The organism is Rhodococcus sp. NPDC006774 (assembly GCF_040636045.1).
Taxonomy (GTDB): domain Bacteria; phylum Actinomycetota; class Actinomycetes; order Mycobacteriales; family Mycobacteriaceae; genus Rhodococcoides.
On record NZ_JBEYIW010000016.1, the window covers coordinates 22493 to 39281 of the forward strand.

Genomic DNA, 16789 nt, shown 5'->3' on the forward strand with positions numbered 1-16789 from the left:
TTTCTGTCTTCGTTCCCGTTCAGCGCGCGTACGTGTCCAGGCTAGACCGTTGGTCCAGCTCACGTGCGTCCGGGACGTAGCTGTGATATGTACTCACCGGTAACCATCGGCCTCGTTGTCGATGACTCCTTGGACTATCGAATTATTCCCTCGGTTCGTTTCGGCTGCAGTCCACAGTTGCGCGTAGAAGCCGCCCCGCGTGCGGAGCTCCGAATGTCGACCTACTTCCACGATACGGCCGCCGTCGACCACCACGATCAGGTCTGCTCGTGCGGCGGTCGCCAAGCGGTGCGCGACGACCACTGCGGTTCGGGTCCGGGCGACGGCACTGCTGGCTGCCAGCACGGTGCGTTCGGTCGCGGGATCGAGCGTGGCGGTGGCCTCGTCGAGCAGGAGAAGGTCGGGGTCGACCAACTCGGCCCTGGCCAGTGCGATCAGCTGCCGTTGACCCGCGGACAGCCCTTGCCCGCGCTCGCCGACGGGTTGGTGCATACCGCCGCGAAGTGCAGCGATGGTGCTCAGAGCACCCACCGAGCGGGCAGCGTTCTCGATGTCGGCGCGGGTGGCGTCGGGCCTGCCGTAGGCGATGTTCGACGCGACGGTTCCGGTGAACAGGTGCGCTTCCTGCGGTACGACGCCGAGTCGGTGCCGGTAGTCCGAGAGGCGATAGTCACGTAGATCGTGGCCGCCGACGCGCACAGATCCGGAGGTCGGATCGTAGAAGCGGGCCAGCAGTTTCACCACGGTGGATTTGCCCGCGCCGGTGCGTCCGACCAGCGCGACGGTGGTGCCGGCGGGAATCGTGAGATTTACCTCACTCAGCGCGTCGCTCTGGGCTCCGGCGTAGCGGAAACCGACGTCGACGAGATCGATGTCGGCGCGCAGACGTCCGCCAGGGAGGGCTGTGGCGTGCGCGGCGGTGGCAGTTTCGATGGAGCTGGTGGTGCGCAGCAGATCCCCGATCCGGCCGACACCGACACGTGCCTGCTGGTAACCGTCGAACACCTGCGAGAGCTGCTGGATCGGTCCGAAGAGCAGCCCGAGATAGAGCACGAACGCGACGAGGGTGCCCGCGGTGGTGGTGCCGGTGGCGATCTGATGTGCGCCGACGAACACGACGACGGCGAGGGCGACGTCGGAGAGCAACGTGATGAGAGGGAAGAACACCGAGATCGCGGTCTGCGATCGCATTCGGCTCGCCCGGTAGCGGTCGGAGCGTTCGGCGAACCGGGTTGCGGCGTACTCCTCGCGCCGATACGCCTGTGCGGCGCGCAGTCCCGTGACGTTCTCCTGGAAGTCGGCGTTGACGATCGAGATGCGCTCACGGGACGTCGAGTACGCCGCCGAGGAGATGCGCCGAAATATCACGGTGGCCACGGCGAGGGGCGGTACGACCGCCAACGCCACCAGGCCGAGAGTGGGGTCCGTGACGAGCAGGGCGGCCGCTATACCGACTACGGTCAACACGCTCACCACAGCGGTCGACGCCCCGGTCTGAATGAACGACGACAGTGCATCGACGTCGGTGGTCATTCGGGTCATGATCCGACCCGAGAGCTCACGCTCGTAGTAGTCGAGGCCGAGCCGCTGAATGTGCGCGTAGCTACGCACACGGAGACCGAAGAGGACTCGCTCGCCTGCCCGCGCAGTGATGACCGTCGTCCAACAGACGACGAACCAACTCGCCGCTGCCAACACGACGCCGATCGACGTGGCGATCCACAGCGTGTTCGAGTCTCCGCTCGCCACTCCGCTGTCCACCGCATAGCGAACGAGCGAAGGGAAGGCGATCGAGGCCAGTGAGTCCAGCGCGAGGAGCACCACAACCGCTGCGAGCAACGAGCGCACCGGGCTCAGCAGTCTGGACAGTCGAAATTCAGGGTCGGGTCGACGCAGGTCGGATCCCGATGTGCCCGGGTCCTCGGTAGCGGGAGGCAGGGCCGCGACTGCCCGGGAGATGGCCGGTGTGGGTGCGAGTGAGCCGAATGCCCCGGCCATCGCAGTTCCGTGACCACCTCCACCTCCGGGCGCGGGTGTCGCGGTTGCGCCGGGTGCGACCGTTGCCTCCGGCGGCGAATCGGGCCAGAGGGTGTCGGCGGACGGGTCCACGATCGGCTCCGCACCGGGGGCGTCGTCGAGTTCGCCATCGCCGCCGGCCAGGAGCGCCCGGAACAACGGACAACGCTGATCCAGTTCGTCGACCGTTCCGGTGTCGATGATGCGGCCGTTGTCGAGCACGGCGACGCGGTCGGCCAGGGTCAGGGTCGAGCGGCGATGAGCGAGAACGAGAGTCGCGCGCGTGCGGACGCCGCGCAACGCGTCGAAGATGGCGGCCTCGGTCTCGGCGTCCACGGCGGAGGTGGCGTCGTCCAGGATCAGAATTCGCGGCTCGACGAGAAGAGCGCGGGCCAGTGCGATGCGTTGGCGCTGACCTCCGGACAGGGTGAGTCCGCGTTCACCGACGAGGCTGTCGTATCCCTCGGGCAGCGCGTCGATGAAGTTGGAGGCCTGCGCCAGCCGTGCCGCACGCTCGATGTCCTCCGCCGTCGCGTCGGGCCTGCCGAGCGCGATGTTGGCGGCGATGGTGTCGGAGAAGAGGAACGGCTCGTCGAACACCAGGGAGATCGCCTCGCGTAGTGACGTCGAGTCGAGGTCGTCGATATCGATCGACGTTCCGTCGGACGTCAGCGCAATCTGTCCCCGAGAGGGGCGGTAGAAGCGGGGGAGCAGCAGCGCGAGTGCGGTCTTTCCCGAGCCCGCGTTGCCGACGACGGCCACCGTCTCGCCGGGCGAGATGGTCAGGTCCAGGCCGGTGAGCACGTCGCGTTCGGGCTCGAATCCGAAGGTCACCTCGGAGATACGGACCCCGAGCGGGCCGTCGGGCAACGCGACGGGTTCGGCCGGTTCCGGGTCGGACGGCTCGGTGTCGACCACCTCGTAGACGCGCTCGACGGCCGCACGGGAGAGCTGAGCCATGATCACCACCGACGAGACGGTCCGGGTCACGGCCGACAGGGTCGCGACGTAGGTGGCGAAGGCCAGGAACGTGCCGATCGTGATGTGGCCCTGTAGGGCGAGATAGCCGCCGAGGGCGATGACTCCGACGAGCCCGAGTTGAGGAATGGTGGCCATCGACGGTGCGAACCGCGAGTTGATCCTGGCCGATCGCATCCACTCGGCGAACAGCGTGCGCCCCAGTGTCTCGATGCGATCCACCGCGCGTGCTTCCTGTCCGAAGCCCTTCACCACTCGGACGCCGGTGACTGTTTCCTCGACGTGCTGAGCCAGATCGGCAGCGCGTTGTTGAGCCGACCAGGTCGCCGCGAAGAGAGTGGGCCGCATTCGGTAGACCACGATGCCGACCGCAGGAACGATGAGTACCGCGACGACCGTGAGCAGCGGCGACAGATACGCCATGACCACCAGCGCCAGCACGAACTGCAGGACGGCACCCGCCGACAACGGCACCATGGCCAGCAGCCCCTGCACCAGTTGAAGGTCGGTGATGGACCTCGAGACGACCTGACCGGTACGGATTTCGTCCTGCTTGCGCCCGTCGAGCCGCTGCAGTGACGCGAGCAGGTCGAGGCGTAGATCGTGCTGGACGTCGATCGAGAGCCGGCCGGCGAGCATGCGTCGGCCGAATTGGCACGCGAACCGCACCAGACCCAACAGAGCGATGGCGGCTGCAACGGTGGCGATCTTCTCGCCGTTGCCTGCGGTCGCGTCGTCGATCGCCACTCGGGTCAGCAGCGGGAACGAAATGTCGATGACGGCCGCGATCATCGTCACGCCCAGGGCTCCCAGTGCGGTACGGCGATGCAGCATGCACTGCGCGATCAGACGTCTGATCCATCCACGCCGGGTACTCGACGCGGGTTCTTCGCTACCGAGTGTCGACGAGCTGCGTCGGGGTGCCGCTGCACGGTCTTTCACCGCATTACTGTGTGCCATCGATTCACCACGGTAGACCCGAGTACCGACACGGTCCGCCTGCGAACATAGGCACCGGCACCGACCTCAGCCGATGTCGCGGGTTCGAGCCAGGAACCAGCCGACGCCGACGAGGATCGCCGCCCACAGCGCGAGTCCGAGCGGTGCCCACGGCCACGACGCCAGGTCGCCTGCGCCGTCGAGTTGAGTCGCTGCCATCGTCGGCAGAGTCAGGTTCGACGGAAGCGCCACGGCGACCGATCCGAGCCCGACTCCGAACAGGATCAACGAGAGCAGACCCTCGCCGAACGGCAGCCAGGCAACGAGCACGACCGCAGCCCACGTCGGGGATTTGAGCAGCAGACCGAGGCCGGCGCCGATCAGCGACCACAGCACGACGGCGAGGAGGCACGACGCCACCACGCCGATGAACGCGCCGTCGAGCAGCACGGTCCGCTCGTTGAAGATCAGCAGGCAGATCAGGCTGGCCAACAGCACCACCAGCCCGTATCCGAGGCCGAACAGCGCAGTGACGATGAGTTTGGCGGCGATCACTCCGTCTCGGCCACGAGCGGTGAGGAAGCTGGTGGTGATGGTCTGGTGGCGGAATTCGGTTCCGGTGTTGACGGCACCGAAGATGCCTGCGAACAGAATTGCGGCACCGGCGGCGACGTACAGGCCGATCGAGGCGACCCCGCCCGAGATATCCAGGTCTTCCTCGAACTCGCCCAACTGGTTCGCGATCACCGACGTGATGACGGAAGCGAAGATTCCGACGACGAGCGGTGCGATCGCCAGCGCCCACCAGAATTTCAGTGTCGTGACCTTGCGGATCTCCGACGTCAGCAACGCGTTCATCGCGGACCCCCGTTCCAGTTCTGCGGCGCACCGTAACCGGGCGGCGGGCCGTAGCCCTGGTGGTGACCCGGCGGCGGGCCGTAACCATGCGGCGGCCCGCCGTACGGATTCTGCTGAACGGGTGCAGCGTTGTACTGACCCGCGGTCATCGACAGGAACACCTGCTCGAGGTCGACGTGTTCACCGGTGGTCCCGAAAATCGTCACCTGGGCGTCGGCAGCGATGCGAGCGATCGTTGCCGCGTCGGTACCGGCGACGCCGATGCGTCCGTCGGGCAGCAGTTGACTGTCGTTGAATCCATTCGATGCCAACGCCAATGCCAATGCCGCGGGGTCCGATGCGGCCACGAGTACGCGGCTCGGACGCGTCGATCGCAGTTGCGCGATGGATCCCTGGTAGACGAGTGCACCGGCGCTGACGATCACCAGATTGTCGACGGTCTGCTCGATCTCGCGCAGGATGTGACTCGACACCAGCACGGTGCGTCCCGACGCGGCGAATGCCTTCAGGAAGTCGCGCAGCCAGGCGATGCCCTCGGGGTCGAGACCGTTCGCGGGTTCGTCGAGCACGAGGATTTCCGGATCCCCCAGCAGCGCGGTTGCCAACGTGAGGCGTTGACGCATGCCGAGGGAGTAGCCGCCCGCGGCGCGGTCGGCGGCGTCGCCGAGGCCCACCAGGTGCAGCACGTCGTGGGCGCGACTGTCGGGTACGCCGATCGCGGCGGTGTAGATCTTCAGGTGATGTGCAGCGCTGCGCTTGGGGTGCAGGCTCAGCGAGTCGAGGACGGCTCCCACCGTGCGAGCCGGGTGGGTTGCCGTGCGGAACGGAACGCCGTTGACGAGGCCGACGCCGGAGGTGGGTGCAACGAGCCCGAGGAGCATGCGCAGTGTCGTCGATTTACCCGATCCGTTGGGGCCGAGGAATCCGGTGACGGTTCCGCGTGGAACCGCGAAGCTCAGGTCCGAGACCGCGCGAACAGTACCGAACTGCTTGGTCAGTGCGTGCGCTTCGAGCGCTACTCCCGAGTAGCTGGTCATCCGTGCGCACTCCCCCTCACCGTGAAACACCTCGTGTACCGGCTGCGCGCGGCAACCGGTACACGAGGCTACGGGGTGTGACCGACATCCGGGCCGACCACTCGCACACGAGCCCTCCGCGTCAGCGATGCAGCGCGGCGGCGATCTCTCGGTAGGTCTCGAGCGGATCGGCCATGTCGGGTAGAGAGTGCAGTGTCACGTGCGATGCACCTGCGTCGAGGTGCTCGTTCAATCGTGCTGCGATCGCGTCGGCCGTGCCGTGCGCAACCAACGCGTCGATCAGTCGGTCGCTGCCGCCGTCGCCGATCTCCTCGTCGGAGTAGCCGAGTCGGTTCAGATTGTTGGTGTAGTTGCGCAGATGCAGGTACGGGTTGTTGACCGGTGGCCGGCCGATCGAGCGGGCCTTCTCCGGATCCGACTCGAGGACCACTTTGTGCTCGGGTGCCAGAATCTTGTTCGGTCCCAGTGCTTCTCGCGCTTCGCGGGTGTGCTCGGGGGTGGTCAGGTAAGGATGCGCACCTGCGGTGCGGTCGGCCGCCAGCGCGAGCACCTTCGGGCCGAGAGCCGCCAGGACGCGTCGTTCCACCGGGACCCCGGCCTCGTCGAGAGCGTCGAGGTACGCCACCAGAGCGTCGTACGGCTTGGTGTATTCCTGCGTCGCCTCCGGGTGGCCTGCGCCGATGCCGAGGACGAAACGGCCCGGGTGCTTGCTCTCCAACCGGTGATACGACGCCGCGACGTCGGCCGCTGCGTCCGACCAGATGTTGACGATGCCGGTGGCGACGACGACCGTCTCGGTGGCGTCGAGGATCTCTTCGGTGGTGGTCAGATCCGCAGGCGGCGAGCCGCCGAGCCAGATCGTTCCGTAGCCGAAGGACTCGATCGCCCGGGACAGTTCGGGAGTGAACGCCGAGTGCAGTCGCCAGACGCCGTACGTGCCGAGTTCAGGTGTGGAAGTCATGCTCGTGTCAACGCGTCCGACTCGTGAAGATTCCGTGAGCGCTCATTCGTCCGGCTCGATGATGCGATTCTCCGGGAACCGGGCCGGTGGCGGACCGAACGCGTCGCGGGCGTTCTTGATGACACCCTTGCCGACCGCGCGGTTGCCTGCGCCGCCGATCGCCGCACCGATTCCGGCGGGGAGCATCTTGCCGACCAACAGCGCGCTGCGCTTGGCGAGGTACTTGGTGATGAACTTCTTCACCAGCGACTTGTTCATCGTCGCCATCGAGCCGCCCGGGATGCGGGAGGTGATCAGCGGGCCCCAGTTCTTGGCCGTCTTGCCGACTGTTCGTTGCACGATCTGCATGCCCGATTCGCCGAGCGCGACCGACAGCACCAGAGCGCGCCGTTGCTGGTGGTTCTCGACGGGAATGCCGTGCACTGACGCGACCGAGAGTGTCAGCAGCGCCGAGGACTCGATGAAGAACGCGGTTTCGGCACCCACCGCGGCGAGCGAGGCGGCGGTCCCGACGCCGGGGATCGCCGCGGCACCGCCCACTGCCGAGCCGCTGCCGGTGACCGCCAGCAGGAACCGCTTCTCGAGGCGTTCGATGATCTGTGCCGGGGTGTCGTACGGGTGTGCTCGACGCACGTGCGCGACGTACTTGTCGACGGCGGGTCCCTGCAGGCGGCTGGCGTTGTCGAGAATGTTGACCAGCGCGCGTTCGAGCTTGCCTCCGCCCCCGACCTCGACCTGTGCGTCGTCCTTCTTGCCTGCCATCGATCTCTCTTTCGGTTGCGAGTGTGGTGGCCGGTCGATCCGCAGGGTCAGCGCACCCAGTGATCGGGCGGAACGAGCTCGTCGGGCTTCGGCGGTGGGGGAGCGGTGCCGTCGCCGAAGGGTGATCCTCCCAGGGATTCGCGACCGTGGGGTTCGAGCCAACCGGTCAGGTCCGGGCCCTTGGGCACGATGCCCGACGGATTGATGTCGGTGTGCACCTCGTAGTAGTGCCGCTTGATGTGGTCGAAGTCGACGGTGTCGCCGAATCCGGGGGTCTGGAACAGGTCGCGTGCGTAGTTCCACAGCACCGGCATCTCGCTGAGCTTGCTCCGGTTGCATTTGAAATGGCCGTGATAGACGGGATCGAAGCGAACGAGCGTGGTGAACAGTCGTACGTCGGCCTCGGTGATGTGGTCACCGATCAGGTAGCGCTGTGTCGACAAGCGTTCGACTAGCCAGTCGAGGCGGGCGAACAGTCGGTCGTAGGCCTTGTCGTACGCCTCCTGGGAGCCGGCGAATCCGCAGCGATAGACGCCGTTGTTGACGTCCCGGAACACGAGATCGGCAACCTCGTCGATCTCGCCGCGCAGCGCCTCGGGGTACAGATCCGGGGCTCCGTCGCGGTGGTACTGCGTCCACTCGGTCGACAGGTCGAGGGTGATCTGTGGGTAGTCGTTGGTGACGACCTCACCGGTGGGGACGTCGACGATGGCAGGGACGGTGATGCCGCGCTCGTAGTCCGGGAAGCGGGCGAAGTACGCGTCCTGCAACCTCTGGATCTGCAGAACGGAGTCGACGCCGCCCGGCTCCTCCTGGAAGTTCCAGCTGCGCGGGTCGTGGGTCGGTCCCGGAATGCCGAGGGACAGCACATCTTCGAGCCCGAGCAGTCGACGAACGATGATGGACCGATGCGCCCACGGGCAGGCGCGTGCGGCGATCAGTCGATATCGACCGGGCTCGACCGGGTAGCCGTCCCGGCCGTCCGCGGTGATTCGAGTCGGAATGTAATTGGTGTCGCGCGTGAATTCTTTACCCGGCTTCACGTAGGCGGCATCGTCGGCCATGCTGTTCACTCCTCGCATCGAACTGTTCTGTCGACGCTACCCAGTTCGGAGCCGACTCAACCTCGATCAGCGCGAAGCACTGCGGTGTGACACGCGCCGATCTCGACGTAACCCAGCCGCGCGGCGAGGCGTCGAGCAACGGCGTTCTCCGGTCGCGATCGCCACTGCGGAATCAGGCCGTCGTCGATGGCGTCGTTGGTTGCCAGCCTGCCGACCACCTGGGCGTGGCCCCGCCGGCGATGGTCCGGGTCCGTCAGGACCCGCATGTCGGCCAGTATCAGCTGCTCCTCCGAGTAGCCGGCCGAGGCAAGGGAGTGCGCCGAGTCGGCCGGTCGGTCATCGCCGAGCAGAGTGAACCAGTTCCGCGAGACCGGTTCGCCGAATGCTTCGGCGACGTCGGCGTCACTGCAGTGCGCGGCGAGGTTGCGGGCGTGCTCCGCGTCGTGGGAGATCAGCGGGTCGTGGACGTCGATGGTGTGGCCGATGTCCGATCCGTAAGCCAGCGTGTGGGTGCCGATCTCGTAGCGATCCGAGCGGTCGCCCAGCAGCGACGAGATCCAGGTGCGGTCGATATGGGCGTGGCCGGCGATCGCCCGCGAGGCGTCCACGGCCCAGGACGGACCGGCGATCAGGGTGGTCTCGGCCAGTCGCAGGACGGTGATGTCCTCGGTGGCACCGACATGTTCGACGCGGTCCGCATCCGTGTCGAGGGCACGATCGTCCATCTGCAACCGTCGACACCAGGCCAACCGGACGATGTCGAGACGGTGGCGATCGAACGGGCCGGCATCGAGAAGGGGGAAATCCACGTCTGAACCCTAGCCACAGAGACGCTGGGCGACGTTTCGGTTTCACCGTCCCAAAGCAATCTTTCGAACTTTTTTGCCCCCGGTGTTTCGCTCAGCGCCGATAGATGGCAGACTCGCATTTGAGATTAGAGCTTCGACGTGAAGATCTAGCTCGCTTACAGAAGGTTTACAGAATGACGCAGGGCAGTGTGAAGTGGTTCAACGGCGAAAAGGGCTTCGGCTTCATCGAGCAGGATGGTGGCGGACCGGACGTTTTCGTTCATTACTCGGAGATTCAGGGTAGCGGCTTCAAGTCGCTCGACGAGGGCCAGCGCGTGGAGTTCGAGGTGGGCCAGGGTCAGAAGGGCCCCCAGGCTACCGGCGTCCGCGCCATCTGATTCAAGCTTCGTAACCCGATTTCTCCTGGTGGAGTGAACTTCTCGAAGTAAGTTCCGCCAGAAACTCGGTGACAAGGCCGGATACACGGAAGTAATTCCGAGTATCCGGTCTTCGTCTGTTCGAACGGGACATCGACGGTGGTCGGTGTCCTTTTTCGTCTGTATGTCCGGATAACCCCAGGTCAGAGCATTGTCCGGGTTGCCAATCCCAGATCTGTCGGTCTATATTCCAACTGGAATAATTCAGCCGGGACATTCAGATCTGAGGTGCGATGCGAGGCGAGGCAGTGAACCCGCTGGGCGTCTCGGTTCTCGCCCTGTTGTCCGAGAGTCCGATGCATCCCTACGAGATGTATCAACTTCTGTTGGAGCGCAAAGAGGATCGGATCGTCAAGGTTCGACCCGGATCGCTCTACCACGCCGTTGCTCGCCTCCATGGGCAGGCGCTGGTCGCCGAGGTCGGCACCGACCGCGGCGGCAACCGACCCGAACGCACCACGTACGAGATCACGCCCGCAGGCCGACGAGTTCTCGTCGATCGCCTCGCCGAGATTCTCCGCACCCCGGTGCGCGAATATCCGCAGTTCACCCTCGGCCTGTCCGAGATGCACAACCTGGCGGCGTCCGAGGCGATCGCGTTGCTCCGCGCACGCATCGAGGACCTCGAGGTGGAGATCGAGGAACTGTCCGGCTATCAGCGGTTGACGGCCGACCGCAACATATCCGAAATCTACTGGGCTGGAATCGATTACACGTACCACATGTTGTCAGCCGAAGTGAACTGGTTGACGAGTTACATCGCTCGGGTCGACAGTGGCGAGCTGGCGTGGCCGCACGAGATATCCACACACCACACGACCCTGACGGATCGAAACCAGGAGAGCACATGAACGTCGTCGAGACCGCTCCGCCACAACGAGAGATCAAGCCGTGGCCCGCCCTGTGGGCGCTTTGCCTGGGCTTCTTCATGATTCTGGTCGACACCACCATCGTGGCCGTCGCGCAGCCGGCGATCCTCACGGGCCTGAACACCGACATCAACAACGTCATCTGGGTGACCAGCGCGTATCTGCTGGCCTACGCGGTGCCCCTGCTCGTCACCGGGCGTCTCGGTGACAAGTTCGGTCCGCGAAACCTCTACATCGCCGGCCTCGTTCTGTTCACACTCGCGTCCGCCTGGTGTGGCCTCTCCGGGTCCATCGAGATGCTCATCGCGGCGCGTGCGGTCCAGGGTCTCGGTGCTGCGATGATCACTCCGCAGACGATGGCCGTGATCACCCGGGTGTTCCCCGCCGAGAAGCGCGGAACGGCCATGGGCGCGTGGGGTGCCGTTGCAGGCGTGGCGACACTCGTCGGCCCGATCCTCGGCGGCGTCCTGGTCGACTCGCTCGGCTGGGAGTGGATCTTCTTCATCAATCTGCCGGTCGGTGTTCTCGCAATCGTGTTGGCGCTGAAGTTCGTTCCCGTGCTGCCCACCCACGATCACAAGTTCGATCTGCTCGGCGTGGCGTTGAGCGCCATCGGACTGTTCTGCATCGTGTTCGGTATCCAGGAGGGACAGAAGTACGACTGGGGAACGGGCATCTGGATCCTCATCGGCACCGGTTTGCTCGTCTTCGCCGGGTTCGTCTACTGGCAGGCGGTGAACAAGAGCGAACCGCTGGTCCCGTTGGCGCTCTTCCGTGATCGCAATTTCTCGCTCTCCAATATCGGTATCGCCGCAATGGGTTTCGCGATGTCCGGCATGATGCTGCCGATCATGTTCTACGCGCAGAGCGTCACCGGGCTCACCCCTACCCGTTCGGCACTGCTGTTCGTCCCGATGGCGCTGCTGACCGGCATTCTCGCCCCCAATGTCGGCAAGCTCGTCGACAAGACGCATCCCCGCTACATCGCTGGTTCCGGATTGTTCATCCTGGCGGCCTCGCTGCTGTGGTTCGCGTACGAGATGACGCCCACCACCGCGATCTGGAAGCTGCTTCTGCCCATCGCGGCGATGGGCGTGGCGAACGCGTTGATCTGGTCTCCGTTGGCGGCCACCGCAACTCGTAACCTGCCGATGAGTCAGGCGGGCGCAGGTTCGGGTATCTACAACACCACCCGCATGATCGGCTCGGTTCTCGGTAGCGCCGGCATCGGCGCGCTCATCCAATCGCGCTTGGCCGCCGAACTACCTACCGGTGGATCGACTTCGGGGGCAAACGAATTCGCCGGCCGAGTGCCCGAGATGCTGCGTGACGGCTTCACCACCGCCATGGCGCAGTCTCTGATTCTGCCCGCCGTCGTGCTCCTGGTCGGCATGGTCGCGGTCTGCTTCTACGCCCGGCCTGCGTTCGAGTAAGTGCCTGCGGCAGTGGTGCGGTCATGCGCCTTCCACGGCACCTGACCGCACCACCGCTCATCGGGTCGTTCCGCAGGCTCCACTCCTACGCGAAGCGCACTACAGGCCCAGATCGCGTCCGATCAGTTCCTTCATGATCTCGTTCGATCCGGCCCAGATCTTGGTCACGCGAGCGTCTTTCCACGCCCGAGCGGCGCGGTACTCGTTCATGAATCCGTAGCCGCCGTGCAGCTGTACGCAGTGGTCGAGGATTTCGTTCTGCACCTGCGAGCTCCACCACTTGGCCTTGGCTGCATCGATGGCCGTCAGCTCACCGATTCCGTGCGCGGCGATGCAGTTGTCGATGTATGCCTGTGCCACATCGAGTTTGGTGACGAGCTCGGCGAGCAGGAACTTGTTCCACTGCAGTGAACCGATCTGCTGGCCGAATGCCTTGCGGTCCTTGGCGTACTGCAGTGTCTCCTCGAGAATGGGGCGGACGTGTCCGAGGTTGGCCACCGAGCAGCTGATGCGTTCCTGGGGGAGTAGCTGCATCATGTGGATGAAGCCGCCGTCGAATTCGCCGATCATGTTCGAGCTCGGAACACGCACGTTCTCGAAGAACAGCTCGGCCGTATCGGATTCGGGCTGGCCGACCTTGTCGAGCTTGCGGCCGCGGGAGAATCCTTCGGTGCCGTTCTCGACGGCGAAGAGCGTGATGCCCTTGGCCTTCTTCTCCGGCGTCGTGCGGGTGGCGACGATGACGAGATCGGCGGAGTTGCCGTTGGTGATGAAGGTCTTGGAGCCGTTGATGATGAAGTCGTCGCCGTCCTTGACGGCGGTGGTCTTCAGCGCGGCCAGATCGGAGCCACCGGAGGGTTCGGTCATCGCGATCGCGGTGAGGATTTCGCCGCTGCAGAAGCCGGGCAGCCAGCGCTTCTTCTGCTCCTCGGTGGTGAGCTTGACCAGATACGGCGCGACGATGTCGACGTGAATACCGAAGCACGACGCCACCGCGGCACTCGAGCGGGCGAGTTCCTCGGCGAGGACGGCGTTGAATCGGTAGTCCTCGGCTCCGCTGCCGCCGTATTCCTCCGGTACCTCGAGGCCCAGGAAGCCGTTGCGTCCGGCTTCGAGCCAGATCTCGCGGTCGATGTATCGCTGTTCGACGAGCTTCTCCTCGACCGGCGTGATGGTTCGGGTGACGAATTCTCGAACCGATGCGCGGAAGTCCTCGTGGTCGGACTCGAACAGACTGCGCTTCATCTAGGTGTTCCTCTCGGTAACGTTCACTTTCCTGCGCACAATACTCGGTGGTAACAAGGTCCTCGGACGGGTGTGGCACTATGCGAACCATGGCTGACGCACCCACTTCGCTCGTTCGATCGACCACCACGGCCGGCGCGGAGGTCGCCGTCCTCACCTTCGACCACGGTCCGCTCAATCTGTTCGATCAGGCCATGTTCGACGCGGTGGCCGCGAACGTTGCCAATCTCGTCGCGCGACCTCCGCGTGCGGTATTGCTGCGCGCCGAGGGCAAAGTCAACTCGGCAGGCGTCGACGTTCATGTCTTCGAGGGCCTGTCCGCCGCGCAGGGCGCCGATCTGTGGCGTGGTCTGTTCGCGCAGATTGCTCATCCGCTCGAGGCGTTGCCCTGCCCGGTGATCTACGCCGCGCACGGGTTGACGCTCACCGCGGCGTTCGAGATTTCGTTGGCCTGCGACATCATCCTGGCCGGACCGAAGGCGAAGTTCGGTCTGGTCGAGACCGTCGTCGGTCTGACGCCGTCGATGGGTGGGCCGCAGCGTCTGGCCGAGCGGGCCGGTTCGGGTCGGGCTCGCGAGCTCGTCATGACCGGTGATCTGTACGACGCCCAGACGCTGAAGGAGTGGGGCGTGGTCAATCAGATCCACGACGACGTCGACGCCGCCGCGCTCGCGCTGACGCATCGACTGGCCGACGGCCCCACCGTCGCGCACGCGGCAACCAAACAGATTGTGGCAGCGTGGCGTTCCGGTGGTGTGGCCCACGCGGACGAGATCACCTCGGAGGTCTCCGGGGCACTCTTCGAGACCGAGGATCTGCGCGGCGCAGTGAAGAGCTTCCTCGAGGTCGGCCCGGGTAAGGCGACGTACACGGGCAAGTAGAATCGTATGAGTGAGTAATGATCAGCTGGCCGAACTGCACCTGCACATCGAAGGGTCGCTCGAACCTCCGCTGATCTTCGATCTTGCCGAGCGCAACGCAATCACGCTGCCGTACAACGACATCGAAGAACTGCAGGCGAAATACGAGTTCACCGACCTGCAGTCCTTCCTCGATCTGTATTACGCGAACATGGCCGTGTTGCAGACCGCCGAGGATTTCGCCGACCTGGCCCGCGCGTACTTTCGCCGCACCGCGCAGGCCGGGGTGACGCACGCGGAGATCTTCTTCGACCCGCAGGCGCACACCGAGCGTGGTGTCCCGCTCGCGGCCGTCGTCGAGGGATTGGCCGACGCCTGCGCATCCAGCGAGCGCGAATTCGGCGTCACCAGTGGGTTGATCGCGTCGATCCTGCGCGACAAGCCGGTGCTGCACGCCAATCAACTGCTGGAGGATCTGTTGGCGATGCAAGCCCCGATCATCGGGCTCGGTCTCGACTCCGCCGAGGTTGGCTATCCGCCGTCGCTGTTCGTCGACGTATTCGCCAAGGCCCGCGCCGAGGGTTTGCATGTCGTCGCCCATGCCGGTGAGGAAGGCCCGCCCGACTACATCTGGCAGGCACTGGATCTGCTGAAGGTCGAGCGCATCGATCACGGTGTGCGGTGCCTCGAAGACGAGGCACTGGTGAATCGACTTGTCGAGGAGCAGATTCCGCTCACCGTCTGCCCGCTGTCCAATGTCCGGCTCAAGGTGATCGACGACGTCGAGCAGCTGCCCTTGCGGCAGATGCTCGAGCGCGGCCTGTCGGTGTCGATCAATTCCGACGATCCCGCCTACTTCGGCGGGTACGTCGACGACAACTTCGCTGCCCTCGAAGCTGGCATGGGTCTCACTGCGGCCGAGCGACAGCAGTTGGCCGAGAACTCGATTCGCGCGAGCTTCGCAACTGTCTAGATCAGCGCGACTGTCTGGATCAGCTCGCCGTCACCGAGATCCTCGGGTAGCCGGTCGCTCCGTCGGGAACGGTGTCGGCGGTCTTGTTGGTCTGCAGCTCTCCCGCGGAGTTGGTGGCCCGGGCGCGGATCGCGTGCTGCCCGGCAGGCAGGTCCAGCTCGACCGTCCATTGCCGCCAGGTGTCCTTGGAGTACTCCTCGGAGAGAGTGGCCGGCACCCAATTGCCCTCGTCCACTTGCACTTCCACGCCCTCGATGCCGGTGTGCTGATCCCAGGCGACGCCCGCGATCACCGACTTCCCGGCCGGCACCGAGCTGCCCGATCTCGGGGTGTCGATTCGTGAGGCGGTCTTGATCGGTCCGAGTGCGCCCCAGCCGCGATCGGTCCAATAGGCCGTCACCTTGTCGAATCGGGTGATCTCGATGTCGGTGACCCACTTGGTCGCCGAGACGTATCCGTACAGACCGGGGACGACGAGTCGCGCCGGGTAGCCGTGCTCGACGGGCAGCGGCGCACCGTTCATCCCCACAGCCAGTAAGGCGTCGCGGCCGTCGAGCAGAACCTCGAGGGGCGTGCCGGCGGTGAAGGCATCGCTGCTCGACGACAGCGCCATGTCGGCGTCGGGCGAGATGCCCGCTTCTTCGAGAATGTCCTTGAGCGGGTAGCCGATCCACGTCGCATTGCCCACGAGATCGCCGCCGACGATATTGGACACGCAGGTCAGGGTGACCGTCTTCTCCACTGCCTGGCGCTCGGCGAGGTCGGCGAATGTCAGCTCGATCTCGCGGTCCACCATGCCGTGGATGCGCAACGACCACGTATCCGACGCCAGGCGCGGAACGACCAACGCGGTGTCGATGCGGTAGAAGTCGTCGTTCGGGGTGATGTACGACGCGAGGCCGTCGATCTTCAGGTCCGCCCCCTCCGGAATCGGGGGTTGCGGCGTCGGCGTGGGCAGCATGAAACCGAGTCGATCCGCGGTGACAGCTCGGGCCGAGGTCAGCATCCGTCCGGCTGTTCCGGCGACGACGCCGAGCACCGCAGCACCGGCGGCGAGAGTCAGGAAGCTGCGTCGGGTCATTCCTTCGGTCGCCGGGGTGGCGGCACCGATGAGGGCGTGCAGCACGACGATGCCGACGATGACGCCGCCGATGGTCGGGACTGCGGACAAGGCCGTCGCGTCGGGTCGGGTCATTGCCGCGAGTACGCCCACGACGCCCAGAACTGCGAACACCACGGCACCGATGGGTTTGCGGGCAATGCCTGCCGCTGCGGCGATAGCGCCGATCACCACGGCCATGCCGATGAACAGGGCGAGCTTGTCGGAGGTGCCGAACGTGTCGATGGCCCATTCACGGACCGGGGCCGGACTGTGGTCGACGGCCGAGGACCCGACGGCGGTCAGCGGTGACGAGTTGGGTCCGATGGGGACGGCGATCAATTCACCGACGCCGAGGACGACTCCGGCGGCGATGATGCCGGACAGCGCGCGTTTTCCTGTGCTCACTCGTTCCAATGTAAGCGTGCGGGGAGTGGCTGCGTGCACGGGACGCTCCACTCGGAGCGTTG

The 16789-nt window shown here is 65.4% G+C and carries 14 protein-coding genes; 5 read left to right on the forward strand and 9 right to left on the reverse strand.

The genetic code is table 11. The features are described from left to right. Nucleotides 1–93: 93 nt before the first annotated feature. From ABZ677_RS20910 to ABZ677_RS20940, 7 genes are all read right to left on the reverse strand, one after another. Nucleotides 94–3828, reverse strand: a complete 3735-nt coding sequence (locus ABZ677_RS20910) for an ABC transporter ATP-binding protein (RefSeq protein ID WP_358372913.1) — start codon at nt 3826–3828, stop codon at nt 94–96. Between the two features lie 192 nt (nt 3829–4020). Next, a complete protein-coding gene (locus tag ABZ677_RS20915) occupies nt 4021–4791 on the reverse strand; it encodes an ABC transporter permease (RefSeq protein WP_037190341.1) in 771 nt (256 codons plus the stop codon). After that, nucleotides 4788–5828: an ATP-binding cassette domain-containing protein gene (locus tag ABZ677_RS20920; RefSeq protein WP_358372796.1), complete on the reverse strand. Its 1041-nt coding sequence runs from the start codon at nt 5826–5828 to the stop codon at nt 4788–4790. The genes ABZ677_RS20915 and ABZ677_RS20920 overlap by 4 nt, the downstream gene beginning before the upstream one ends. A gap of 121 nt (nt 5829–5949) precedes the next feature. Beyond that, the gene (locus tag ABZ677_RS20925) at nt 5950–6789 is read right to left on the reverse strand and encodes an LLM class F420-dependent oxidoreductase (protein ID WP_094633844.1); all 840 of its coding nucleotides are present in this window, start codon (nt 6787–6789) and stop codon (nt 5950–5952) included. A 42-nt stretch (nt 6790–6831) separates the two neighbouring features. Further along, complete coding sequence (locus tag ABZ677_RS20930; protein WP_094633843.1) at nt 6832–7551, reverse strand: hypothetical protein; 720 nt, start codon at nt 7549–7551, stop codon at nt 6832–6834. Between the two features lie 47 nt (nt 7552–7598). Beyond that, nucleotides 7599–8615: a glutathione S-transferase C-terminal domain-containing protein gene (locus tag ABZ677_RS20935; RefSeq protein WP_358372800.1), complete on the reverse strand. Its 1017-nt coding sequence runs from the start codon at nt 8613–8615 to the stop codon at nt 7599–7601. 56 nt (nt 8616–8671) lie between these two features. Then, complete coding sequence (locus tag ABZ677_RS20940; protein WP_358372803.1) at nt 8672–9424, reverse strand: GNAT family N-acetyltransferase; 753 nt, start codon at nt 9422–9424, stop codon at nt 8672–8674. 173 nt (nt 9425–9597) lie between these two features. Between ABZ677_RS20940 and ABZ677_RS20945 the strand changes: the two genes are divergently transcribed. From ABZ677_RS20945 to ABZ677_RS20955, 3 genes are all read left to right on the forward strand, one after another. Beyond that, nucleotides 9598–9801, forward strand: coding sequence for a cold-shock protein (locus ABZ677_RS20945; protein WP_008714360.1), 204 nt, complete (start codon nt 9598–9600; stop codon nt 9799–9801). Nucleotides 9802–10073: 272 nt separating this feature from the next. Beyond that, on the forward strand, nt 10074–10691 hold the full coding sequence (locus tag ABZ677_RS20950; RefSeq protein ID WP_358372807.1) for a PadR family transcriptional regulator: 618 nt from the start codon (nt 10074–10076) through the stop codon (nt 10689–10691). Next, entirely contained in the window at nt 10688–12142 is a 1455-nt protein-coding gene (locus tag ABZ677_RS20955; RefSeq protein ID WP_358372810.1) for a DHA2 family efflux MFS transporter permease subunit, read from the forward strand. Before ABZ677_RS20950 ends, ABZ677_RS20955 begins: the two co-directional genes overlap by 4 nt. 99 nt (nt 12143–12241) lie before the next feature. On the opposite strand, the gene ABZ677_RS20960 is transcribed toward ABZ677_RS20955, so the two are convergent. After that, the gene (locus tag ABZ677_RS20960) at nt 12242–13387 is read right to left on the reverse strand and encodes an acyl-CoA dehydrogenase family protein (protein WP_037190332.1); all 1146 of its coding nucleotides are present in this window, start codon (nt 13385–13387) and stop codon (nt 12242–12244) included. A gap of 89 nt (nt 13388–13476) precedes the next feature. On the opposite strand from ABZ677_RS20960, the gene ABZ677_RS20965 reads away from it, so the two are divergent. Next, nucleotides 13477–14268: an enoyl-CoA hydratase/isomerase family protein gene (locus tag ABZ677_RS20965; protein ID WP_358372814.1), complete on the forward strand. Its 792-nt coding sequence runs from the start codon at nt 13477–13479 to the stop codon at nt 14266–14268. A 10-nt stretch (nt 14269–14278) separates the two neighbouring features. Beyond that, nucleotides 14279–15220: an adenosine deaminase gene (locus ABZ677_RS20970; RefSeq protein WP_358372817.1), complete on the forward strand. Its 942-nt coding sequence runs from the start codon at nt 14279–14281 to the stop codon at nt 15218–15220. A gap of 19 nt (nt 15221–15239) precedes the next feature. Here ABZ677_RS20970 and ABZ677_RS20975 read toward each other — a convergent pair whose 3' ends face one another. Continuing rightward, entirely contained in the window at nt 15240–16727 is a 1488-nt protein-coding gene (locus ABZ677_RS20975; protein WP_358372820.1) for a molybdopterin-dependent oxidoreductase, read from the reverse strand. Nucleotides 16728–16789 lie beyond the last annotated feature (62 nt).